Source organism: Mesorhizobium sp. ESP-6-4 (assembly GCF_020164735.1).
In the GTDB taxonomy this organism is placed as follows: Bacteria; Pseudomonadota; Alphaproteobacteria; order Rhizobiales; family Rhizobiaceae; genus Mesorhizobium.
The window spans coordinates 14,462-38,262 of sequence record NZ_JAIUGS010000002.1 but is presented as its reverse complement, the minus strand read 5'-3'; the positions used below and the strand labels follow the sequence as shown (position 1 = coordinate 38,262).

Below are 23,801 nucleotides of genomic sequence, written 5' to 3'. Positions count from 1 at the left end.
ACGTCATCCTCCTTCGGAACGCGGTGTAGACGCGTTCGCCGGGCACTGCTAGCTCTAGCCGGAGATCGGCAAAGCGGGGGTGCATGCTGAATTCGTGGAAAGACGAGCTGGAAGGCTTCATGGCGAGCGCTCGTGAGCGCACGCCAACGGAACTAATCAACGGCATCCGCGATATTGGCGTCGCCATGGGCCATGAGGCGGGCGAAGCGCTGCTAGACAGCCACCCGGAACTGTTTGCCTACCGACCCATGCTTACGCGAGCCTTCATCGAAATGGTTCATGCGCAAGACGTCGCCGAAATAAGGCAGATGCTGGAGCTGAAGCATCCAACCTCGTTCGGGCAGATAGCGGCGGAGGAAACGACCATCGGCGTCATGTCCTCGAAAGACGCCTACAAGCGCCTGGATGAGGTCTTCGAGCATGTCGACTTCAGCCGGTGCACGCGCGCCGTGATGGTCGGCTGCGGCGGCCGCCCGTTCACCATGTTCCGTATCTGCGATCAGACACCGGTTCCCGAGATCGTCGGGCTGGATATTGTGCCGGAAGCGGTCGAGACAGCGAATATTCTGGCAGCCAAACTCGGCTACGTCCGAATGCGCGCCGAATTCCGCAACGGGCGCGACTATGACTATCGCGGCGCCCAGCTTGTCTATATCGCCAGCATGGTCTCGCCCAAAGCAGCTGTCGTGTCGCGCGTCGCAGACACGGCCCCACCCGATCTCCAGCTCGTTCTATGGGAACCGTATTCGTTGGCCCGCTTGTGGTCGGAGCGCGCGGAAGAGACGCTCGACCCGCGGCTGGAAGTGGTCGGCCGCACCCGCGTATCGCGCAACATGACCCGTGATGTGTTCGTCCGCTTCCGGCCTGGCGCCGCCGGGCGCGGAAGCGCATGCTGATGGCAGCGAGCATGGCCGATCGCGCGGTCCTGGCTGCAACCTTGGCATGGTGCCTGCTCCGCCATCCCGTGATCTGGAAAAGAACCTATGATCACAGCGGCGTCTTTCCCGACCCGGCCAGGCCGAGGTCTTACGTCGACAAGTTCTTGTGGCGGAAGATCTTCGACCATAATCCCGTCTATGCCACGGCATGCGACAAGCTGGCGTCCAAGGACTACGCCCTGTCAACATGCCCGGAACTCAAAACCGCGAAAGTGTTGTGGAGCGGCCGCGACGCCACGCAGATCCCGCCGGCGCTGCTTGCCGGAAATGTCGTGGTGAAGGCCAATCATGGCTGCCGCTGGAACATGATGATCCGCAACGGCGAGGTGGACAGGGCGAAGCTGCGGCGGCGAACGGCGCGCTGGATGCGCAATCGGTACGGCAGGAAATTCGGTGAATGGGCCTACAAGGGCGCGAGACGGCTCATCTTCGTTGAGGAGATGCTTCTCGAGGACGATGTGCCGGTCCCGCTGGAGTATAAATTTCATATCTCGAACGGGAAGACGGCTTACGTCTACGCCGCACGGCGGGACAGATGGGGCAACGAGCTGAAAAGTCATTTCGACCGCGACGGCAATCATGCACCCGTGCCGCCGGGCAGCGGCAGCCAATGGGTGAAGATCGATCTGCCGCCATCGTTTCTGCGGATGCGCGAGATAGCGGAGCGGCTGACGGCACCGTTCGATCACATGCGCTGCGACTTCTACGAGATCGACGGCGAAATCTATTTTTCCGAGTTCTCGGTCTACCCGCTGTCAGGAAAAGGCATCATCAACACCAAGCTGCGCGATCTGGCCTGCGATAGCTGGGACATACGCCAGGCCTGGTTCCTATCGACGCCCCAGCGAGGTTGGCGCAAAGTCTATGCGGCGGCGCTGTTGCGATGGCTCGACGCAAACGACCGGCAGAGGCTGCAGCCCGGTTCGCAAAGAGCGGCTCCCTGACCAAGCCGTCCGGCGCCTCCCCTTCCCTTTCCCCGTTGCGCCCGGCTATAGTTCGAAATCCGCAACACAATCTGGTGAATGATGCCGCCTGAAAAAAAGGAAGTCCGTCCGTCAAGCCGGGGGGGACGCGCCCGCACGCCTGCATTCCTGAAAAACGAACGCGGCGTGAAGAACTGGAAGGAAGCCAGCGCCTGGCTCGAATGGCGCGGCATCGAGGACATCGAGTGCATCACGCCCGACCAGGCGGGCGTCGCCCGCGGCAAGATGATGCCGTCTAAGAAATTCACCTCCAACACCTCGCTGGCGCTGCCTTCGGCCGTGTTCATGACGACGATCTCGGGCGGCTATCCCGAGGACGGCAACGGCTTCCACTATCCCGAGGACGATGGCGACCTGAAGCTTTTGCCCGATCTCTCAACGCTGACGGCTGTGCCCTGGGAAGAAGATCCGACGGCAGCAGTGATTTGCGACCTCGTCCACCAGGACGGCCGCTCGGTCGAGTTCACGCCGCGCAACGTGCTGAAGCGCGTGCTTGCCGCCTATGACGAGCGCGGCCTGAAGCCGGTGGTGGCTCCCGAGATCGAATTCTATCTGGTGCGCAAGAATCCCGACCCGGACTATCCGCTGACGCCGCCGGTCGGGCGCTCGGGCCGGCCGATCGGCGGCGGCGCCGGCTATTCGATCGCCGGTGTCAACGAGTTCGACGAACTGATCGACGACATCTACCATTTCTCGGAACGTCAGGGCCTGGAGATCGACACGCTGATCCATGAGGAAGGCGCCGGCCAGCTCGAGATCAATCTGCGACACGGGAACCCGATCGAGCTTGCCGACCAGGTCTTCATGTTCAAGCGCACCATCCGCGAGGCGGCGCTGAAGCATGAGATCTACGCCACCTTCATGGCCAAGCCGATCCAGGGCCAGCCGGGCTCGGCCATGCATATCCACCAGTCGGTCATCGACAAGAAGACCGGCAAGAACATCTTCTCGGCCGAGGACGGCTCCGAGACGGACGCCTTCTTCCATTTCATCGGGGGCATGCAGAAGCACGTACCGAACGCGCTGGTGATGTTCGCGCCCTACGTCAATTCCTACCGCCGGCTGACGCAGCAGGCCTCGGCTCCGGTCAACAACAAATGGGGCTACGACAACCGGACCACCGCCTTCCGCGTGCCGCGCTCCGATCCGGCAGCGCGGCGCGTCGAAAACCGGATCCCGTCTTCCGACGCCAACCCTTATCTGGCGCTTGCCGCGTCGCTTGCCTGCGGGCTGATCGGCATGACCAGAAAGATCAAAGCTGAACCGCCGGTTCTGACCACGGCCAATGCCGACGAGATCGACCTGCCGCGCAGCTTGCTGGAAGCGGTCGATTTATTCGAGGCCGACAAGGAGCTCGGCATTATCCTCGGCACATCCTTCGCCGCCACTTACGCAGCGATCAAGCGGGCCGAGTTCGAAACCTTCATGGAAGTGATCAGCCCGTGGGAGCGGGAGTATTTGTTGCTGAATGTTTAGGGGAGTAGGGGAGTAAGGCAGTAGGGGAGTAGGGCAGTAGGGGACGATGGCGAAGATCGAGTCGTACAGAGATTTGGTCGTCTGGCAGCAGGCTATGGACCTCGCAGTTTCGATTTATGAAACGACAAGGGCGTGGCCGAAAGAAGAGGTCTATGGATTGACAACTCAGCTACGCAAGGCAGCCGCTTCCGTGCCGGCTAACATTGCAGAAGGCTATGGACGAGAAAGCCGGGCTTCCTATCAACAGTTTCTTAGAGTTGCCCAAGGGTCACTCAAAGAGTTGGAAACTCACTTACTGATCGCGCAGCGCGTCGGAATCACTTCGAGCGAAGCAGCCCAACAATTGATGATACGTAGTGAGAGCGTGGGAACACTCTTGCGGCTTCTGATCCGTAAATTGTCACCCGAATAGCTGCCCTACTGCCCTACTGCCCTACTGCCCTACTGCCCTACTGCCCTACTCCCCTACTCCCCTACTCCCGAGCATCATGTCCTACCAATCCCCCATCTCCCCCGGTCGTTCCTGGTATGAGGACACGGTCGGATCCCGGCCTGAATATCCGGCTCTCGACGGCGACCGTATTTGCGACGTCGTCATCATCGGCGGCGGCTTCACTGGCTTGTCGGCAGCCGCGCATTTGGCGAAGGCCGGCGCGGATGTCGTGCTGATCGATTCCTATCGCTTCGGCGATGGCGCGTCGGGGCGCAATGGCGGGCAGCTCGGCACCGGCCAGCGCGCCTGGGCGGAGGAATTGGAAGCCGAATACGGCCTTTCCCGCGCCAAGGCGCTGTTCGACCTGGCCGAAGAAGCCAAGGCGCATCTGCTGGACTTCGCCGCCGCCAACGCGATCGACATCGACTATATGCCGGGTCAGCTTTCGGTGGCGCACAAGCGGCGTTATGTCGACGACTACAGGCGCCACGCCGAGATCATGGCGAGCCGCTTCGGCTACCCGCATATAAGCTTCATGGACGCGGCGGAAACCGCGGAAAGGCTGGGCTCGACACGCTATTTCGGCGGCACGCGCGACACCGGCACGGGGCACATCCACCCGCTGAAACTGGTGGTCGGCACGGCGAAGGTGGCGGCCGCCGCCGGCGCGCATCTGTTCGAGCAGACGCCGTCCACCGGCATCGTTTCCAATGGCGGCAAGGTGACGGTCACGACGCCCAGGGGCACGATCACAGCCGACAAATGCCTGGTCGGGGTCAATGCCTATGGCGGCAATCTGGAGCCGGTGAGCGCGGCGCACATCATGCCGATCGGTTCCTTCATCGGCGCGACCGTGCCGCTCGGCGCCACTTCCAAGGTGCTGCCGGGCGGCGAGTCGGTCGATGATTCCCGCTTCGTGGTGCGCTATTTCCGCAAGTCGAAGGACGGCCGGCTGTTGTTCGGCGGCCGCGAGATCTATGCCGTCAACGATCCGAAGGACATCCATATTCACATCCGAAGGCAGATCGCCGAACTCTACCCCGACCTTAAGGATGTCGAGATCACGCATGGTTGGGGCGGCTATGTCGGCATCACGGTGCCGCGAAAGCCGTTCGTACGCGAAGTGATGCCGAGAGTGATTTCGATGGGCGGTTATTCCGGCCACGGCGTCATGCTGTCGAACTTCTTCGGCAAGCTCTATGCCGAGACCGTTGCCGGCAATCGCGACCGCTTGAAACTGATCGAGGATCTGAAAATCCCCGCCTTCCCAGGCGGCCGGCGTTTGCGCGCGCCGCTCTTGTTCCTGGCGCTGAACTGGTTCGCGTTGCGTGACAGGATTTGAAGCTGGCTGCCCAGCCGAAGCCGCCGATTCGACGCCGGCGGCTTCCAGGCGGCAGGTTGTGGAAGCCTTAACAGGCACGCAGAATTTCGCAATTTGGCTCACTCATGCCATAATCAGCAGTAAAAGGTGCGATCATGGGCGAAAATCCGGGGATTTCGCGGGCTTTGTCCGCAGTGATTTAGGGACCGATGCCGATCGAAGCCGATCGTTACGGCAATGATCGAAAGAACGTCGGCCCGCTTGTTGGAGGTGGTTTGAGTGAACGAGCCCTTCAGTTTCGGCGCGCCGGAACGGCAGCGCTTTACTATGCAGTTCGGCTATAACGTACGGCCATCCTTCTGGCAGAAGGTACAGTCGAACGCGCATCTGGTCATTGCAGCGGTCGGCACCGCCGCGCTGATCGGCGTGGCCGCGGTGGCGCTATGGCTATGCTTTCCGGGCAGCGACCGGCAAGTGGCCGCGGCGAGTGCCGAGCAGACCGTTCCGGCGATTCCGGTGAAGACCACGAAAGTCGCTCCGGCGGCAGCGGCGGTGACCGTGGCGACGGCGCCGCAGGCCGCGCGCAAGGGAGACGCGGTAACGCCCACGACGGCGGCCCGCGAAGCCAATATTCCGGCCCTGGCATCAAACAACCCCCGCTGGACGGCTCCCGACGCCAAGACGCCACCTGCCCCTGCCGAGAACCAGCCAGCTCCATCCAAGCAGGCCGCCGGCGCGGCCCCCGCGCAATCGACCGATACCGCCTTTGCCGAGGCCGATGCCGAGAACGACGCCGCGCACGCGCTGTCGCAGGTCACCGGTTCCGCCAGCGAGACAGCAGCGGCAGCGAAGAAGCCGGGCGACACGATGGATGGCGCCCAAACCGCCGCCATTCCCGAAGCCAAGCCGCAGGTTCCAGATACGCAGCCGGCAGCGACGGACAGCTCGGCGCAGCCTGAGCCGAAAGCTCAAAAAGCCAGCGCGGCCGCAAACGGGCGCGTTTTGAGGGCCGTGACCATGCGCTCCGGCCCGAAGAAAGGTGCCGCCGCAATCACCACGGTGCCGGCCAAGGCAGCGGTGCAGGTGATGAATTGTAAGAAATGGTGCGAGATCGTCTATAACGGCAAGCACGGCTGGGTCTACAAAAGCTACGTCAAGACCGGCGCGTGAGGCCAAGCAGCCATCCGAAACGGCGTCTTCTGCGTTCAAGCCGGCGATTTGCCAGGAAGGACTTGTGTTCCTCGAACGGCACTTCGTAGAGGCCGCAAGTGGAACACCCTTCCTTCTTGCCGCACGCTGGTATCCAGCATCTGACATCGTGCGTCCAGGCAAGCGCGACCCTCTCCAGATGAAGATTGCCGGAGCTCTTCAGCAGGATCAGTTCTCCGGGGACAGCCGTCTGCTTGATATGATCGGAGACTTCCTTCGGGGTGCGAAGCTCGATCAAACGGCCACTGTCCCGATCGGCCTGGCTGGCGCGTGAGCGGTGGGCATTGTCGCCGGTATAGATGACCTCGTCGGCGACGTCGCGCGCGATACCGTAAGCAGCGCCATACTTTCTCGACGAACCGGTGTAGTCGGAAATCTGTCCGACGACGATCCGTTTGCGAACGGCCTTGGCTTTGGCCATCATCTCGAACGCAATATTCAGCGAATGCCAGGGCGCTTTGGCGGCATCGACTATGAACTGTGGACCCCGATCGGTCACCAGCACCGCGCAGCGGTTGGCAAGGGGTTCGAAGGATGCTGTCCTTGCGGCGATTTTCTCCGGTGGGACGCCAAGTTCCAGCGCCGTGACGGCGGCGGCCGCCGCCGGCAGCCAGAAGTGCTCGCCAGGAAATCGTGTCTGCATGCCTATGTCGCCGCCGTGCCAGCGAAGTGAAAATCTGAGCAGGTCCGGATAGGCGGCATGGATGTCTGTTACACGATAGTCCGCGGCTTCCGACTGACCGAAAGTCGCCACGCGGCACCTTGCGCCCGAAGCCATATCAAGCACATGCGGGTCGTCGGCGTTCAAGATCGCGAGTCCGCCCGGCGACAACGCCTCAACCAGCGCTCTCTTTTCCTGGGCGACAGCATCCAGGGTCCGGAATTGAGTGACGTGCTCCAGCCTGACCATCGTTACGACCGCTACATCCGGCCTCAGCATCTGCGCCATCGACCGGATTGAGCCGGGCTCAAACGCGCCGGCTTCGAAGACGACATAGTCGACCTTGCCCGCACGTTTCATCCGCTTGTAGAGCGTGCGGACAAGTGCCTTGAGCGTGTTGGCTAGAACTTGGGTATGGACCGTGCCGTGACTGGCCAGGATATGACCAAGCAAGCTCGTTGCCGTCGATTTGCCGGAGCTGCCGGTTATGCCGATGAAGGTCGCCTTGCTTCGCGCACGCGCACGCTCTGCCCGATAGCGACGCAATCGCCAGCCGAGGTCGTTGCCAATTTCGCGCAGCCTGACCTTAACCACCCGCCAGTTCCCCTACCCCGATCCGTTATCCTTTCGGCGGAACATCAAGTCAAACCGGAGTTCGGCCGGCGCCAATCCATTCGTTCACCGCAACCAGGAGCGGAAACCGCGATGTGCTTCCTGGAGCGGCTCAGATACAACGCCCGCCATCGACCTCCAGCGCCACGCCGGTGATGAAGGCGGCTTCATCCGAGGCCAGCCACAGCGCCGCGTTGGCGATGTCGAGCGGTGTCGAGAGCCGTCCGAGCGGGATCGAGGCGCGGAACTTTTCGCGGATCTCAGGCGTGTCGGCGCCCATGAACTTCTCCAGCATGCCGGTCTCGCCGGCGACCGGGCAGAGGCAGTTGACGCGGATGTTCTTCGGCGCCAGCTCGACCGCCATCGACTTGGTGGCGGTGATCGCCCAGCCCTTGGAGGCGTTGTACCAGGTCAGGCCCGGCCGCGGCCGAAGCCCGGCCGTGGAGGCCGTGGTCAGGATGACGCCGCCGCCCTGGCGGTCCATGATCGGCACGACGGCAAGCGCCGCGTGGTAGATCGCCTTCATGTTGACGGCGGTGATCAGATCGAAGGTTTCCTCATCGACGCCGAGCATATCGCCATTGCGATGGGTGAAGCCCGCATTGTTGACCATGATGTCGATGCGACCGAAGGCGCTCTTGGCGGCGTAGACCATCTCGTCGAATTCGGAGCGCAGGGAAACGTCGGTCTGGGTCCAGATGGCGCTCTCGCCGATCTCTTCGGCCACCCGCTCGGCGCCCCTGGCGTTGAGGTCGGCGACGACCACGCGCGCGCCCTCTTCGGCAAAGCGCTTGGCCATGCCTTCGCCGAAGCCCGACGCTGCGCCGGTGATGACGGCGACTTTGTTTTCCAGACGCATGGTTTTCCCGCTCTTTGGATTCCGCAGCTTGACGTACTTTTCCATCTGCCGCCCGGCACGTCGCGCGCCAGGCTACATCTCCCTTAGCTTTCGTCACATTCGCGTTCTATGCTGCAGCCGCGAACGCTTCCGGAAGCCATGGCTTGCCGACAGGCCTGCCGGCGGCGTGAGTGTCGGGAAACATGTGGACCGATGCAAGTGCAAGCCATTGGTCCTCGCATGTGACACCATGGCACTGGAAAAATTAAATCGATTAGAATATACCAACCACGCTGCCGGCGCCCGGCATCAAATCGGACTGACCATGACCAGCCAGATCATCCCTGTCGACCCATTCGACTTCATCATCTTCGGCGGCACCGGCGACCTGTCGGAACGCAAGCTCCTGCCATCGCTCTACTATCGCCAGTGCGGCCACCAGTTCTCCGAGCCGACGCGCATCATCGGCACCTCGCGCGCCAAAATGACCGATGCCGAATTCCAGGGCTTCGCCAAGAAGGCGATATCAGATCATGTGAAGCCTGCCGATATCGATCCGAAGGAGTTGGAGATATTCCTGGCAAGGCTCTCCTACGTGTCGGCGGACGCAACCACTGGCGCCGGCTTCGACAAGCTGAAGAAAGCAATCGGCGACAGCGACCGCATCCGCGCCTTCTACCTTGCGGTGGCGCCGGCGCTGTTCGGCGACATTTCGCACCAGCTCAAGGAGCACAAGCTGATCACGCCGAACTCGCGCATCGTGCTGGAAAAGCCGATCGGTCGCGACCTCGCCTCGGCGCGGGCGCTCAATGACGCTGTCGGTGACGATTTCCACGAAAGCCAGATCTTCCGCATCGACCACTATCTCGGCAAGGAAACGGTGCAGAACCTGATGGCGCTGCGCTTTGCCAATGCGCTCTACGAGCCGTTGTGGAACTCCGCCCAGATCGACCATGTTCAGATCACGGTCGCCGAGACCGTTGGTCTTGAGGATCGCGTCACCTACTACGACAAGGCAGGCGCGTTGCGCGACATGGTGCAGAACCACATCCTGCAGCTGCTCTGCCTGGTGGCCATGGAAACGCCGTCGTCGATGGACGCCGACGCGGTGCGCGACGAGAAACTGAAGGTGCTGAGGGCACTGAAGCGCATCAACGGCAACGAGGCGCCGAAGCACACCGTGCGCGGCCAGTATCGCGCCGGCGCCTCGGCCGGCGGGCCGGTCAAGGGCTATGTCGAGGAGCACGGCAAGGACAGCAACACCGAGACCTTCGTCGCCGTGAAGGCCGAGATCGGCAACTGGCGCTGGGCCGGCGTTCCCTTCTATCTGAGGACCGGCAAGCGGCTCGCCACCCGCGTCTCGGAAATCGTCATCGAGTTCAAGCCGATCCCCTATTCCATCTTCGGCGACAGTGCCGGGCCGATCTTCCCCAACCAGCTGGTCATCCGCCTGCAGCCAGATGAGGGGGTGAAGCAGTTCATCATGATCAAGGACCCGGGACCGGGCGGCATGCGGCTGCGGCAGATCTCGCTCGACATGAGCTTCGCGCAGTCCTTCCAAGGCCGTGCGCCGGACGCTTATGAGCGGCTGATCATGGATGTAGTGCGCGGCAACCAGACGCTGTTCATGCGCCGCGACGAAGTCGAGGCTGCCTGGAAATGGATCGACCCGATCCAGAACGCCTGGGAAAGCGCCCGGCAGGAAGCTCAGGGCTATACCGCCGGAACCTGGGGGCCGTCGGCCTCGATCGCTCTTATCGAACGTGACGGACGGACATGGCACGAGAGCAATTGAGCCAAGTCCGCTACGGCTGGAACGGCTTTGCCGACCGCCAGCACCTGGCGACGGCGCTGGCCGGACAGATTGCCGACCGGCTGGACAGCGCCATCGCGGAACGCGGCACAGCGCTGCTCGCGGTGTCCGGCGGCACCACGCCGGCGAAATTGTTCGCCACGCTGTCGACCGCGCCCATCGCCTGGGACAAGGTCACCGTGACGCTGGTCGACGAGCGCTTCGTGCCGCCGTCCTCGCCGCGTTCGAATGCCGGGCTGGTGGCGGCGAACCTGCTCCAGAACAAGGCCGCTGCGGCGCGCTTCGTGCCGCTCTACCACGAGGCGGCGAACATCGAGGATGCAGCGGCGATGGACAGCGAAGCGCTGCGGGCGCTGCCCTGGCCGCTCGACGTGGTGGTCCTCGGCATGGGCGCCGACGGCCATACGGCATCCTTCTTCCCGGATGCCGGCAATCTCGAGGACTTGCTCGACCCGGCCTCGCAGCGGATCGTGCTGCCGGTGCATGCGCAGAGCGGCGGCGAGCCGCGGCTCACGCTGTCGATGGCGCGCATCATCGCCGCCGGTTTTGTTGCGCTCCACATCGAAGGCGAGGACAAGCGCACCGCGTTCAACGGCGCGATGGGTCCCGGCGCGAAAAAGCCCATCCGCAGAGTGATCGAGGCGGCGCCTAGACCGATAGAGGTGTTCTGGGCACCCTGATTTCAGATGAGGACAGCCCGGCGGCAGAGGGAGGACGTTGCCGGGCTCGAAAGGACGGACCATGACAGTCAGACGCGACATCGAAACCATCACGGAACGCATCCGCCAACGCTCGAAGGCCGGCCGCGAAGCCTATCTCGGCCGCATCGCGGAGGCTTCCAGCCGCACCGCCAACCGCGCGGTGCTGGGTTGCGGCAATCTCGCCCACGGCTTTGCCGTGTGCAGCCCGTCCGAAAAGATCGCGCTCGGTGGCGACCGCGTGCCGAACCTCGGCATCATCACCTCCTACAATGACATGCTGTCGGCGCATCAGCCCTTCGAGACGTTCCCGGCGCTGATCAAGGAAGCCGCGCGCGAGGCAGCCGGTATCGCCCAGGTCGCCGGCGGCGTGCCGGCGATGTGCGACGGCGTCACCCAAGGCCAGCCCGGCATGGAGCTGTCGCTGTTCTCACGCGACGTGATCGCGATGGCGGCGGCGATCGGCCTGTCGCACAACATGTTCGACGCCGCCGTCTTCCTCGGCGTCTGCGACAAGATCGTGCCGGGACTGGTGATTGCAGCGCTCACCTTCGGCCATCTGCCTGCCGTCTTCATCCCGGCCGGGCCGATGACGACCGGTCTCGCGAATGACGAGAAGGCCAGGATCCGCCAGCTTTATGCCGAAGGCAAGGTCGGCCGCGCCGAACTGCTGGAAGCGGAGTCCAAATCCTATCACGGGCCGGGCACCTGCACCTTCTACGGCACCGCCAATTCGAACCAGATGCTGATGGAGATCATGGGCCTGCACACGCCCGGCGCCTCCTTCGTCAATCCGGGCACGCCGCTGCGCGACGCGCTGACCAGGGAAGCGGCAAAGCGCGCGCTGGCGATCACCGCGCTCGGCAATGCCTATACTCCGGTCGGGCGCATGATCGACGAGCGCTCGATCGTCAACGGCGTGGTCGGCCTGCATGCCACCGGCGGCTCGACCAATCATACGATCCACCTCATCGCGATGGCCGCCGCCGCCGGCATTGCGCTGACCTGGCAGGACATTTCCGACCTGTCGGAGGCCGTGCCGCTGCTCGCGCGCGTCTACCCGAACGGGCTTGCCGACGTGAACCACTTCCACGCGGCAGGCGGGCTCGGCTTCCTGATCCGCGAATTGCTCGACGAAGGCCTGTTGCACGAGGATGTGCAGACGGTGTGGGGCGAAGGCCTGCGGCCCTACGCGGTCGAGGCGAGGCTTGGCGATGACGGCAGCGTCGTGCGCGAAGCGGCGCCGCTCAACAGCGGCGACGAGAAGGTGCTGGCGCCGGTCAAGAAAGCGTTCCAGCCGACGGGTGGCTTGAAAGTGCTGGCCGGCAATCTCGGCCATGCCGTGATCAAGACCTCTGCGGTCAAGCCCGAACGTCGCGTCATCGAGGCGCCGGCCAAGGTGTTCGACAGCCAGCAGGGCCTCAACGACGCCTTCAAGGCCGGCCAGCTTACCGGCGACTTCGTCGCTGTGATCCGCTTCCAGGGGCCGAAGGCCAACGGCATGCCGGAACTGCACAAGCTGACCACCGTGCTCGGCATCCTGCAGGATCGCGGCCAGCGTGTCGCGCTGGTGACCGACGGGCGCATGTCGGGCGCCTCCGGCAAGGTGCCGGCAGCGATCCATGTGACGCCGGAAGCGGTCGAGGACGGACCGATCGCCAGGATCCATGACGGCGATGTCATCCGGCTAGACGCCGATGCCGGCACGCTGGAAGTGCTGGTGCCGGGGACGGAATTCGCGCTGCGCCGCACGGCGGAAGCCGACCTCATCGGCAACGAGTTCGGCTTCGGGCGCGAGCTGTTCGCGGGCTTCCGGCAACTGGTCGGGCGGGCCGATCATGGCGCGGCCGCGTTTGGAAATGCCTGACGTCTTCCCCAATGTGCCTTACGAAAAAGGGCGGCTCGGAGCCGCCCTTTTTTGTTCGTTCGCTAACCACGCCTACTGAACGGTGATCTCGGTGCGCTCGCCGGCCTTGATCGTCACCGGCAGTTCCTTCTCCTGGCCTTCAGCGGACATGTGGCGCACGACCACATAGTCGCCGGCGGGGATCGCCTGTTGCCAACTATCACCGTAGGTCAGGCCCAGCGACTTGCGCTTGCCCTCGATATCCTTCTTTGACGAGAGCACCTCGATCGAATAGGCGCCGGGCGCCGACATCGCCAGCACGCCGGCGCCGAGAGCCACCTTCACGTCCTGATTGTCGCCGGCCTTGATGCTGAAGGGCTGCTCGACGACGGCGAGATCGAGCGTCGTGACCGCGACATAGTCGTCCGGCGGCAGCCAGAACTTGCTGTCAGGTCCGTAGGAATGCTCCACGCTTTCACGTGAGCCGTCGATCTTCTTCTTCGCCTTGACGACCTCGAAGCCGATGCCGGAATTGTCGGCCTTGTCGCCGCCGGCGGTGTAGTAGGCGTTGAGCACGGCATGACCGACGCCGACGACGATGTCCTTCTCGACGGTCTGCCCGGCAGCAAGCCGGACCGTCTCCGTCGCGGTGCCGGCGCCGATCTGCACCGTCACCTTCTGCTCGCCGGCGGGGACGGTCGCCTTGGCGTCGCCATAGTGCGTGGTGCTGCCGCCAGGGTAGGCGAAGTCGACACGCGCTTCGCCGCTGATCTCCGAGCCCTGGCTAGCATGCGGATGAATGACCAAAGTGCCGGCGTCCAGCGTGAACAGCGGGCTGTAGGTCTTGCCAGCCTCTATCTTGATCTTCTGCTCGCTCCTTGCCTCGTCATCGCGGCCGACCACGATGTAGTCGCCCGGCTCGAGATTGGTCTTGAGCACGCCATATTCGGTCATGACTTGGTCGCCGCGCGTGCCGTCGGACTTCGCTTTGTAGATCTCCCAGGCATTGCCGTCGGTAATCGGATCGCCGCCTTCGGCCATGACCACGCTCGGCGTGAAGTTGAATTCAGGCTTGGAGGGCTCGGGTGCCGGCGCCGGTTCGGGAGCTGGCGTAGGGGCCGGCGCGGGAGCCGCGACGGTCTCGACCAGTGCTTCCTGCAGCGCCTTCTCGTCGGAGGCCTGGATGTATTTGCCGCCGGTGTTTTCGGCGAGGCAGGCGATCTGCTTGCCTTCGTCGGCGGTCAGCCCGAAGCCGACGACATCGGCGGTGAAGTCGACGCCGCTTTCCTTCAGCTCCTTGCCTAGTGCGCAAGGATCGCCGCCGCAGGTCTCGAGCCCGTCGGTGATTAGGACGACGGTGGCCTTGTCCTCGGTGTATTTGAGCGCTTCCGCCGCCTGCTTGACGGCGGCCGTGAGCGGCGTCTTGCCGAGGAATTTCATGCTGTCGGCTGCTGACGAGATGGCGCTGGCTGAACCGGCCTGCGGCGGCACGATCAGCTCGATGTCGTCGCAACTGCCCTTGGTGCGATGGCCATAGGCCATGAAGCCGATCTCGTCGTCGGCCGGAACCGACTGCAGCACCGTGCGCAGCGATTCACGCGCGATCTCCAGCTTCGGCTTACCGTCGATCTGGGCCCACATCGAGCCTGATGCATCAAGGATGATGATGACCTTGTTGGCGGCAAAGCCGAAACTGGTCATCGACAAAAGCAGGAGCGCCGCAGCGACGCTCCGTATCAGTCCCGCCATGGAAATCTCCTGAGAGCAACCCTCGTCCGCGTTGCGAAAGCTATTTGAGGCGGCATTCGGAGACAAGTCCGAAGGCCGGCGAGTCACTCAATAAGTGGTGCGCCGCTCTTCCGAAGGCGGGCGGCCGAACTGCAGCCGGTAGCTCTGCGCGAAATAGGAATGCGAGGTGAAGCCTGTGGCGATCGCCACGTCGAGGATCGGCATGTTGGTCTGGCGCAGCAATTCGCGCGCGCGTTCGAGCCGCAGCCGCATATAGTAGCGGCCGGGGGTGACGCTCAAATGGCGCAGGAACAGGCGCTCGACCTGGCGCACCGACAGCCCCGCCGATTTGGCGAGCTGCACCGCCGACAGCGGTTCGTCGAGATGATCGGCCATCAACTCGACGATGCGCCTCAGCTTTTCCGACTTGCCGGTGAGGTCCCGCTCGGGGCCGACGCGCTGGCGGTCGCCGGCCGAGCGTATGCGCTCGTGCTGGAACTGGTTGGCGACGCCGTTGGCGAGGTTGGAGCCGAAATCGCCGCGCACGATCTCCAGCATCAGGTCGATCGAGGTGGTGCCGCCGGCGCAGGTGTAACGCTTGCGGTCGATCTCGAAGACGTTGCCGGTGCAGTTGATGTCGGGGAAACGCTCCATGAAGCCGGCGCGGTTCTCCCAATGGATGGTGCAGCGATAGCCGTCGAGCTGCCCGGCTTCGGCCAGGAGATAAGAGCCGACCGACAGGGCGCCGAGCGCATTGCCGCGACGGCCCCAGCTGCGCAGCGCCGCCAGAACCTTGCTCTTGCCGGGAAATTCGATGGAGAGGCCGACCGAAACGAACAGGATGTCGACCGGCGGCATGTCGGCGACCGAATAGTCGATCTTCAACGGCAGGCCGTTCGAGGCCATGACCGCGTCGCCGTCGGCCGAGATCGTCGTCCAGCCATAGAAATCGCGGCCGAGCAGTCGGTTCGCCGAGCGGAAGCAGTCGATGGCGGCCGCCAGCGAGAACATCGAGAATTTGTCGACCAAGAGGAAGCCGAACTGGCGGCCGCCCTGAACGGGATCGCTCGTGATCGGCCGCTCGAGAACGGGATGCGACTGGTTCGAGTGGGGCATCCCGCTCTGTCCCTTTATTTCAGCCGCATTTGTGCAGCGCCAAGTGATTCCACTTGGCTGCAAAATGCTGGGGAGCGGTCAGGTTCGGCAATGCCGAGGCTTTCTCAAATCAGAAGGACGGCCGCTTCAACCCGGCCGCGAGGTAGGCGGAAGCTACAGTGTTCGCCATCAGCATGGCAATGGTCATCGGTCCGACGCCGCCCGGCACCGGCGTGATCGCGCCCGCGAGCTTGGCCGCTTCGGCATAGGCGACGTCGCCGACCAGGCGGCTCTTGCCTTCGCCCTTTTCGGGGGCGGGGATGCGGTTGATGCCGACGTCGATGACGGTCGCGCCAGGCTTGACCCAATCGCCCTTGACCATTTCCGGACGGCCGACCGCGGCGACCAGGATATCGGCGGTGCGGGCAAGCGCCGGCAGGTCCCTGGTGCGGCTGTGGGCAATGGTGACCGTGCAGTTGGCGGCGAGCAGCAGGTTGGCCATCGGCTTGCCGACGATGTTGGAGCGACCGACGACGACGGCGTTGAGGCCGGAAAGGTCCTTGCCGCGCACCCGCTCGATCAACAGCATGGAGCCTGCCGGCGTGCAGGGCACGAAGGCCGTGTCGAGCTCGCCGGTGCCGAGCTTGCCGACATTGATGAAGTGGAAGCCGTCGACATCCTTTTCCGGCGCGATCGTCTGGATCACCTTGCCGGCGTCGATATGGCCGGGAAGCGGTAGTTGCACCAGGATACCGTGGATCGACTGATCGGCGTTGAGGTCGCCGATGATCTTCAGCAATTGTTCCTCGGTGGTGTCGGCCGGCAGCGTATGCTGAAGCGAATGGAAGCCGCAATCCTTGGCGGTGCGCGATTTCGAGGCGACATAGACCTGGCTTGCCGGATCCTCGCCGACGATCACCACCGCAAGGCCGGGCTTGGTGGCCCCTTTGGCCGACAGCTCCGCGGTCAGAGCCTTGACCTTCGAAACCACGTCCTCGGCGACACTCTTCCCATCAATCACTTCGGCCATCACTAACCCTCAGCTTCGCTTCGAGGCCGCATCGACGCACGGCCCCATTTCCTCGATCGGCATTGTCGATCCGCCAAAGCGAGACGCTTGCGGCCCGAATGCAGCGCGGCATTTTCACGAAAATTCGACAAGGCAATCCCGTCAAAGCGTCGTCGGATGCCGTAAACCCGAAACCGGCCGCTTTTATCGAACCGCGAGCCGTCCAGAAATACGGATAGTTTAGAAATAGCGGCGGCGCGTGCGGCTTTCGGTCAGCTCGCGCACCGCCTCGCGGAATTCGCGCAGGCTGGCGCGGATCTCGTCGATCTCGCCTTGCTGGCCGGCAGGGGACTGGTCGGCGGGGGGCTGGTCGGCCTCGCCGGCGGCCGGCGACCGCGGATGATAGGATGCCGCCGATGCCGAATAATGATCGTCGTAGGGATCGGTCCGGCCGTGGTCCGGCCGGTACGAATAGGAATAGCCCTGCTCGTATGGCTGCCGGAAATTCTCCCGCGCCGATGGTTGAACCCGGGGATAGCGTTCTTCCAGGGTGGGCGCCCGCCAGGCGCTTTCAGGCGGGACAGAGTCCATATCGACCGTTTCAGCCGGCTCGCGCCGCACGAAATAGCGAACCGCCGAGGCAAGCGAGCCGAAAAGCCCGGGACGGCCGGCATCGTTGGCCGGTTCCGGCGGCGGCGTGACGGATTTGACCGGAGCCGGTGCAGTCGTCGACACCGGTGGTGGAACCGGCGGTGAAGCAGGCGACGGTGTGAAGGACGCTGCCGGAGACGGCGTGAAGGATGAAGGCGGAGGCGGCATGAAAGGCGGAGCCGGTGCTGGTGTGAAAGCCGGAGGTGGCGGCGGAGCGACAGGCGAAGCCGGCGGCGTGGCGAGTGGTGGCGGCGCCGGTGGGGCGGCCCGATTGGAATTGCTCTCAAGCGCAGAAGGACGGTCTTCAGTCGCGCGACGCGAGCGTGCATTGGCCGTCTCGCGCAGGCTGGCAAGGATGCCGCGCAGCGCGCCGAGGCCGATGCCGGCAAACAGGCCGGCGAACAACCCCGCCAAGGCCATCAGGACACGCGACGGCCCCTTGGCCTCCAGCGGCGGTTGAGCCGGCGAAAGCACGTTGATGTTGGCTGAATTGACGTTCTTTTGCTCGCCGGTTTCCTTGGCGCGCAGCAAATACTGCTCATAAACCGAGCGCTTGGCGGCGGCTTCGCGTTCCAGTTCGCGCAGCGAAACAAGATTGTTGTTCACATCGCCACTCTGGACCTTGGCCTGGGCCAGGCGCGAGGACAAGTCCTGCTCGAGCTGAACGGAGCGCTTCAGGTCGACCTGCAGCGAGGACGCGATGCGCTGCAGCTCGGCGGTGATGCGTTCGCGCGCGCCGGCAAGCTGGGCGTTTAGCGCCTGCAGCTCAGGATGACGCGGTCCGAACTTGATCGCGGCGCGGTCGGCTTCCTGCTTCAGGGACGCATATTGCGAGCGCAGCTCGCTCATCATGTTGGAGTTGATCTCTTCCGGCAACGTGCCGCTGAGGACCGAGTTGACGTTCAGCGAGCGTGCCGAGGCGGCGCGGGCGTTCAGCTCGAGCGTGCGGGCGCGGGCGACGGAAAGCTGCTCGTTGAGCTTCAACATCTGATCATCGCTGATCAGGTGGCCCTGCGCGTCGACAAGGTCGTGCGTCGCCCTGAAATCCTCAACGTTGCGTTCGGCCGTCTCGACGCCCTTGCGCAGCTCATCGAGCTTCGACGTCAGCGCGCTCGTCGCACGTCCGGCCATTTCTGACTGGTAGTTGCCGATCTCCCGCTGGAAGACGTCTCTCGTCGTGTTAGCTATCTCTGCCGATTTCTCGCCATTGCGCGTGGTGGCGCTGATGGAGATGACAAAAGTCTTGCCGGTGCGCTCGACCGACAGGCTGTCGGCCAGATTGCCGACGGCCAGCGCCTGGCGGCGAATCTCGTCGCTGCCGGCCGGCTGGTCATCCCGCGAAATCATCGAGCGCAGGAACGACGCGACGCCGAGGCCACCAGACCCCTGACCGTTGAACTCCGGGTCGTTGACGAGGTTGAGCTCCTTGACGACCTCGTCAAGAACCTTGCCTGATGTGACCATCTTGATGCGGGTTTCGACAACGGCCAATGCCGCGTCGGGCTCACCCACCGATTGGGTGAGATCGCGTTCGGCAAGTTTCAGGTCGCCCGGCTCGATGGTTAGCTCGGTCGTAGCTTCGTATTTCTTCGGCGTCGATAGCGCGAGGGCTATGCCAAGGGCGGCGCCCAGGATGGTGGAGGACAGGATCAGCGCTTTGGAGCGAGCGATGCCGCCAATCACCTGCACCGGGTCGATCAGCGGTTTCCATTCCTGGGATTCGTCGGCAGCGGGTGGTCGGCCTACATGACGAGGTTCGGGAGCGGCCTGCGGCTGGTGGCCTCCCGCAGTGCCCCCGTAGCCCTGCCCTAGTGACGCGGCCCGGTCGTCGCCTGTTTCGACGGGATCCGCCTGATCGTGGTCAAATCCGCCGATTTCGGCGGGGCGCGGATTCAACTTTTCTTCGCGCTCGGAACGCGCGGCGCGATGGCGCGCGGCGGCGTCCTCGCGCCAAGAGGAATTGGCCCGGTCGCCGATCGAAACCGTCTTGTCGTCGCCACGCATCGCTTGGCCGAGCGCGAGCAGAGAACGCTCGCGCCTCCATTCATCACGGTTATCCCTGTCGACCATTGTCCTGGAACTTGCTCTCTGGCGGCTTGGGCGCGCGGATCGGCCAATCGTTAAGCCACGCTAAACAGGCATAGGAAACAAACGGTTAATTTTGCGCCTCGGCGGGCACAGTTTTCGCCCTTGTTCACCGCATTTCAGGCCGCCGGGACGGCCGCCAGAACGCCGCGTTAAACTTTGCAGCCTATCTATCGCCCCGGATATGACCCAGGCCAGCGACATGCCGCAAGGGCGGAGCTTCGCGCGGATCGGCCACTTCGTGGCCACCCGCCGGAAACTGGTATTCGATTATTTCTCGGCGATCAGCGGCGCCGGCGGTCGGCTGGTGTTTTCGCTCGCCTATTTCATCGCTTTGGCCAACACGCTTTCGATCGCCGAATTCGGCATGTTCGCGACCGCCTCGGCCGCCGGCATCATGCTGTCGCGCATCCTGGCCTTCGGCTTCATCTCGGCGCTCTACCGCACCGCCACCATCCGCCCCAACCTGATCGGCACGTTCACCGCCGGTTTCCTGCTTCTCGGCGTCCTGTCGCTGCCGTTCCTCGCCGCTGCGTCCTACGGCGTCTATCTGATCTTCTTCGCCGGCACCGTGCCGCTATCGGCCTTCGCCGCTGTCGTCTTCGCCGAGGCGCTTTTGTGGCGACCGGTCGAAGTGGCGCTGATCGTCAACAACGGGCTCGGCAAGTTCGGGCGGGCGGCCGTGCTCGCCATCCTGGCGACGGCGCTCAGGGCAGTCGGCGCGATCCTGTTCATGCTTGGCGCGCGGCACACGATCGGCGTCTGGTCGCTGTTCTATATCGGCGCCAATGCCGCCTCGCTCGTCGTCGCCTTCGTCTTCTTTTATCCGCGCCAGCGGCTGCGGCTGCGCACCGAGCTCTATTTCAGGCGGCTCGCCGATTCCATCTATGTCGCCGGCTCTGAAGTGCTGTTCTATCTGCAGATGGAGTTCGACAAGCTGCTGGTGCTGTCGATCGGCGGGCCGCATCTGGCCGGCATCTACGCCATCATCATGCGGCTGGTCGATCTCACCGCGATCCCGATCCGCACCTTCTCGATGATGCTGGTGCAGCGCATGATGCGGGCGCCGGAGCTGTTGTCGCGGCTGGCGGTCAAGAGCGGCATCGAAGGCGGCGTGTTCCTGGTCTCGACACTCGCGCTCGTGTCGCTCGGCATCGTGCTCCACTTCTTCCCAAACGCGCTCGGCAGGAATGTCGCCGAGGCAGCGCCGCTGGTGGCTCTCGCGGTCTGCGTGCCGGGCCTGCGCAACCTCGTCGAATATCAGGCCGAGCTTCTCTTCGCGCGCGGTCAGACGGCGGTGCGGGCGATCAATCTCGGTCTGCTCGCCGGCTTGAAGGCGGTTCTGCTCACTTATGTGCTGACCACCATCCCCGACACGGCCAATCTGGTCCTGTCGCTCAACATCGTCTTCCTGCTGCTTTATCTCGCCTCAATGCTGCTGACCTATTCGGCCATGCGCCGGCCGGCCAAGGCGATCTGAGCCTTACGCGGAAAGCCCTATCAGGCGGCGGATGCGGCCGGTATCGGTGCCGATGAAGGATTGCATGCCGATTGCCACCTGTTCCGGCGCCATAGCGTCGACGAAGCGGCAGAATTGCTCGTCGGACAGCGGCTCGCCGTTCCAGTGGACGCGGCAGAACTCCTCCGAGCCGTGGAAATGGCCTGCGCCTTGAAGCACGTCGTCGACATAGCGGCCATAGATCATGCATTCGGAGAATTTTCGCGCCGAGCCGACCACGCCGACCCAGTCGCGACCATGCACCTTCTCGATGCGCTCGCACATGGCGTTGACCGTCTCGCGGCGCCAGGCGATCAGCGTCGAGATGTAGTCGTGGCTCGATGGATTGGAGGGATCGATGCAAAGCGCGGCGCCGGCATTGCGCGACCAGATGCGATGCTCGTCATGTCCATCGCTCGCCAGCACGCCGTCACGCCGGAACAGCCGCACCTTGCCGTCGCGCCAGAAGGCGTTCGCGTCGAACGGCTTCAGGAAGGCGACGTCGGAATCGCAGAAGACGAGCACGTCTTCCTTTGCCTGCCCGGCAATGGCGATGCGGCGCAGCTGCTGCACATGCCAGCCGCGCAGCGGCTGCGTTTTCAGGCTCAGCCAGACGCGGCGGCGAAAGCCGCTCAGCGGATCGTCGAACACGCGCAGCCAGCGCGGCAACAGGTCCCGCTCGTCGACAACGCTGCGGCGGCTGCCTTCCAGCTGGCGAAACAGCGCGACATCGCGATGTTCGGTGAGGATATAATGATGCGCCATGCCGGTGACGTGGCGATCGATGGTTTCGCATAAAAGCCGGCAGCGCTCGAAATCGGGAGCGTAGCTTGCGGTGACGATCGCAGCCAAGGGCATGCGCGGCAGCGCTTCGACCGCAGTGGAGGCGTCCGGAACGAAGCGGCTGTTCACCGGCGCGCCTCCAGCGGCAGCGGCATGCGCAACAGCTTCTGCTTGACGACGCGCCACAGGAAGAGCGGATTGCCGACAATATAGCGGCGCCACAGGCGGCCGGGTTCGATCCACAGGCGGAACAGCCATTCGAGCCGCAGCCGGCGCAGCCATAGCGGCGCGCGCGGCACCGAGCCGCTCATGAAATCGAGCAGGGCGCCGACTGCGACCGGCAGCGTGCAATGGCGGCTGTCGATGTGGCGCTCGATCCACAATTCCTGGCGCGGCACACCCATGGCGACAAGCAGCACATCCGGCCGCAGCCTGGCGATGCGCTCGAGGATCGCCGGCTCCTCGGCGGCCGAGAAGAAGCCGTCATGGACGACGACGAATTTGTGCTGCATGGCGAGCGTCGAGAGCTTCGCGCATGCGGCTTCGGCATTGGCGCGCGTCGTGCCGAGCAGCGCCACAGTCAGCGGGTGCGACGAGGCCTGCAGGAAGGCCGGAATGAAATCGGTGCCGTTGAGATTGCTGGGGAAAGGCGCGCCGTAAAGCAGCTTTGCGGCCATGTCGACGCCGACGCCGTCGGGCAGGATGAGGAAGTTCTCCAGCGCCTCGGCAAACACCGGGTCGGTGCAGGCAAGGTTGGCATTGTGGGCATTGAGGAAGCTCACCTTGGTGAAGCGACGCTCGTCGATCAGCCTGGTGAGCAAGGCGATGGCCTCGTCCCAGCGTATGGCCAGCACCGGAATACCCAAAATGGTCTTGAGCGTGTCGAAGCCGAAAGCGACGCGCGCGGTGTGCATGTTCATGCGGCCGCCTCCTGCCTGACGGCGCCGAGCTTCTCCAGGCCAAGCCCGATCGCGACGTCGAGCGCCTTGAGCTGGCGGCGATGAAAGGCGCTGCCATCCACGTCGCGGACATGGGCCGCAGCCGCCTGCAGCGCCGCCGCGAAAGCAATCGGATCGTCGGTCACTACGCAATTGTCGGGGCGATAGCCGATGCCGCGCAGCGAGCGACTGGTGGCGACGGACGGCAGGCCAAGCTCGAAGGTCTCGATGGTCTTCAACTGCACGCCGCTGCCGGCGGTGCTGATCAAGGGAATGACGGCGGCGCCGCGCACGAAGGCCTGCGCATCCGGAACCCTGCCGACGAAGGAAACGCCGGGATGCGGCGAGCTGATGCCGGAAGGCACAATGCCCGCGATCCTGATGCGGAAATCCGGCTTCAGATGCGGCACGACCTTGGTCAGGAACCAGTCGAGGCCGATGCGGTTCGGCTGCCAGGTCCAGGTGCCGATCAGCGCGGCGTCGCAATCGATATGCCGCTTCGCCCTGCTTGTCGGCGCCTGCGCACGGGTGACCAGCGGCAGCACCGCGGAGCGCCGGTCGGAAGCGACGCCAAGTGCCGCGCGGTCTTCCTCGGCCACCGTGAAGACAAAGCGCGCGGCGCCGCAGAGCCGCTCTTCCATGACCTTGAGGAGCCTGGCCTCGCGGCGGAACATCCAGCGCTGAAGCGCGCTGCCGGCCGCGGCCGCATTTTCCTCGGCCGAGCGGTGCTCGACATTGTGCGCGACGAAGACGAATGGACGGTCGGCGAGAACCTTCTCAAAGGCGCCGGCGAACTGCACCGAGTTTAGGACATAGCCGTCGAAGGGACCGGCGCGTTCGATGGCGTCGCGGACTTGCGCATCGGCAACGACACGCAGCTTGACGGAGGAAAAGGTAAGACCGGAGAGAACCGCCTTGCCCACCCAGGCAAGCTTTTGCAGCGGCGACGCGCTTTCGGTGCGCACCTCGACGGCGTCGAGCACGATGGTGTTTTGCGGATCGGACGGGGCTTTGCCCGGCCAGATGAAGCCGATCACCGTCACGCGCACGCCGGCGCGCCGCAGCGCGTCGATGATCGCGGCGTTGGCAATCTCGTAGCCTGAGGCGAGAGCGCCATCAGGCACGATCGATGTGGCGAACAGCAGATGCATCTCACCTATCCTTGGCTGCAGCCGGTAGCAAAACG

General features: G+C 64.0%; 19 protein-coding genes. 10 read left to right on the top strand and 9 right to left on the bottom strand.

All coding sequences use genetic code 11. The features are described from left to right. The first annotated feature begins 83 nt into the window (after positions 1-83). The 6 genes from LB523_RS03910 to LB523_RS03885 all read left to right on the top strand — a co-directional run bounded on the left by LB523_RS03910 (position 84) and on the right by LB523_RS03885 (position 6,321). Positions 84-896, top strand: a complete 813-nt coding sequence (locus LB523_RS03910; protein ID WP_224601023.1) for a class I SAM-dependent methyltransferase — start codon at positions 84-86, stop codon at positions 894-896. After that, positions 896-1,882, top strand: coding sequence for an ATP-grasp fold amidoligase family protein (locus tag LB523_RS03905; RefSeq protein ID WP_224601022.1), 987 nt, complete (start codon positions 896-898; stop codon positions 1,880-1,882). The genes LB523_RS03910 and LB523_RS03905 overlap by 1 nt, the downstream gene beginning before the upstream one ends. A 78-nt stretch (positions 1,883-1,960) precedes the next feature. After that, a complete protein-coding gene (locus LB523_RS03900) occupies positions 1,961-3,397 on the top strand; it encodes a glutamine synthetase family protein (RefSeq protein ID WP_411965913.1) in 1,437 nt (478 codons plus the stop codon). Between the two features lie 46 nt (positions 3,398-3,443). Further along, positions 3,444-3,809: a four helix bundle protein gene (locus LB523_RS03895; RefSeq protein ID WP_224601021.1), complete on the top strand. Its 366-nt coding sequence runs from the start codon at positions 3,444-3,446 to the stop codon at positions 3,807-3,809. Between the two features lie 76 nt (positions 3,810-3,885). Next, positions 3,886-5,172, top strand: coding sequence for an NAD(P)/FAD-dependent oxidoreductase (locus LB523_RS03890; RefSeq protein WP_224544204.1), 1,287 nt, complete (start codon positions 3,886-3,888; stop codon positions 5,170-5,172). A gap of 258 nt (positions 5,173-5,430) precedes the next feature. After that, complete coding sequence (locus tag LB523_RS03885) at positions 5,431-6,321, top strand: SH3 domain-containing protein (protein WP_224601020.1); 891 nt, start codon at positions 5,431-5,433, stop codon at positions 6,319-6,321. Here LB523_RS03885 and LB523_RS03880 read toward each other — a convergent pair. Together LB523_RS03880 and LB523_RS03875 are read right to left on the bottom strand one after the other, a co-directional pair. Further along, complete coding sequence (locus LB523_RS03880) at positions 6,305-7,615, bottom strand: Mur ligase family protein (RefSeq protein ID WP_224601019.1); 1,311 nt, start codon at positions 7,613-7,615, stop codon at positions 6,305-6,307. The two genes, LB523_RS03885 and LB523_RS03880, sit on opposite strands and share 17 nt — an antisense overlap. Positions 7,616-7,745: 130 nt before the next feature. Further along, positions 7,746-8,492, bottom strand: coding sequence for an SDR family oxidoreductase (locus tag LB523_RS03875; RefSeq protein WP_224601018.1), 747 nt, complete (start codon positions 8,490-8,492; stop codon positions 7,746-7,748). Positions 8,493-8,796: 304 nt separating this feature from the next. On the opposite strand from LB523_RS03875, the gene zwf reads away from it, so the two are divergent. The 3 genes from zwf (at position 8,797) to edd (ending at position 12,849) form a co-directional block, all read left to right on the top strand. Next, the gene (gene zwf / locus LB523_RS03870) at positions 8,797-10,266 is read left to right on the top strand and encodes a glucose-6-phosphate dehydrogenase (protein WP_224601017.1); all 1,470 of its coding nucleotides are present in this window, start codon (positions 8,797-8,799) and stop codon (positions 10,264-10,266) included. Then, complete coding sequence (gene pgl, locus LB523_RS03865; RefSeq protein WP_224601016.1) at positions 10,248-10,964, top strand: 6-phosphogluconolactonase; 717 nt, start codon at positions 10,248-10,250, stop codon at positions 10,962-10,964. Before zwf ends, pgl begins: the two co-directional genes overlap by 19 nt. Before the next feature lie 61 nt (positions 10,965-11,025). Further along, positions 11,026-12,849 (top strand): phosphogluconate dehydratase, encoded by a 1,824-nt coding sequence (gene edd, locus LB523_RS03860; protein WP_224601015.1) that lies wholly within the window; start codon positions 11,026-11,028, stop codon positions 12,847-12,849. A gap of 72 nt (positions 12,850-12,921) precedes the next feature. Here the strand turns inward: edd and LB523_RS03855 are convergent, their stop codons facing one another. The 4 genes from LB523_RS03855 to LB523_RS03840 form a co-directional block, all read right to left on the bottom strand. Beyond that, positions 12,922-14,577 (bottom strand): vWA domain-containing protein, encoded by a 1,656-nt coding sequence (locus LB523_RS03855; RefSeq protein ID WP_224601014.1) that lies wholly within the window; start codon positions 14,575-14,577, stop codon positions 12,922-12,924. Between the two features lie 87 nt (positions 14,578-14,664). Then, positions 14,665-15,672 carry a GlxA family transcriptional regulator gene (locus LB523_RS03850; RefSeq protein ID WP_095765643.1) on the bottom strand — a complete coding sequence of 336 codons (1,008 nt, stop codon included), beginning with the start codon at positions 15,670-15,672 and terminating at the stop codon, positions 14,665-14,667. 109 nt (positions 15,673-15,781) lie between these two features. After that, positions 15,782-16,681 (bottom strand): bifunctional methylenetetrahydrofolate dehydrogenase/methenyltetrahydrofolate cyclohydrolase FolD, encoded by a 900-nt coding sequence (gene folD, locus LB523_RS03845; protein ID WP_224601013.1) that lies wholly within the window; start codon positions 16,679-16,681, stop codon positions 15,782-15,784. 219 nt (positions 16,682-16,900) lie between these two features. After that, entirely contained in the window at positions 16,901-19,381 is a 2,481-nt protein-coding gene (locus LB523_RS03840; protein ID WP_224601012.1) for a GumC family protein, read from the bottom strand. 199 nt (positions 19,382-19,580) lie between these two features. Between LB523_RS03840 and LB523_RS03835 the strand changes: the two genes are divergently transcribed. Continuing rightward, positions 19,581-20,876, top strand: a complete 1,296-nt coding sequence (locus LB523_RS03835) for a lipopolysaccharide biosynthesis protein (protein WP_224601011.1) — start codon at positions 19,581-19,583, stop codon at positions 20,874-20,876. Between the two features lie 3 nt (positions 20,877-20,879). Here LB523_RS03835 and LB523_RS03830 read toward each other — a convergent pair whose 3' ends face one another. Genes LB523_RS03830 through LB523_RS03820 form a run of 3 tightly spaced genes read right to left on the bottom strand, consistent with a single transcriptional unit; the run spans position 20,880 to position 23,766 of the window. Next, the gene (locus tag LB523_RS03830; protein ID WP_224601010.1) at positions 20,880-21,806 is read right to left on the bottom strand and encodes a DUF6492 family protein; all 927 of its coding nucleotides are present in this window, start codon (positions 21,804-21,806) and stop codon (positions 20,880-20,882) included. Continuing rightward, positions 21,803-22,597, bottom strand: a complete 795-nt coding sequence (locus tag LB523_RS03825; protein ID WP_224601009.1) for a WecB/TagA/CpsF family glycosyltransferase — start codon at positions 22,595-22,597, stop codon at positions 21,803-21,805. Before LB523_RS03825 ends, LB523_RS03830 begins: the two co-directional genes overlap by 4 nt. Further along, positions 22,594-23,766 carry a glycosyltransferase gene (locus LB523_RS03820; RefSeq protein WP_224601008.1) on the bottom strand — a complete coding sequence of 391 codons (1,173 nt, stop codon included), beginning with the start codon at positions 23,764-23,766 and terminating at the stop codon, positions 22,594-22,596. Before LB523_RS03820 ends, LB523_RS03825 begins: the two co-directional genes overlap by 4 nt. Positions 23,767-23,801: the final 35 nt, after the last annotated feature.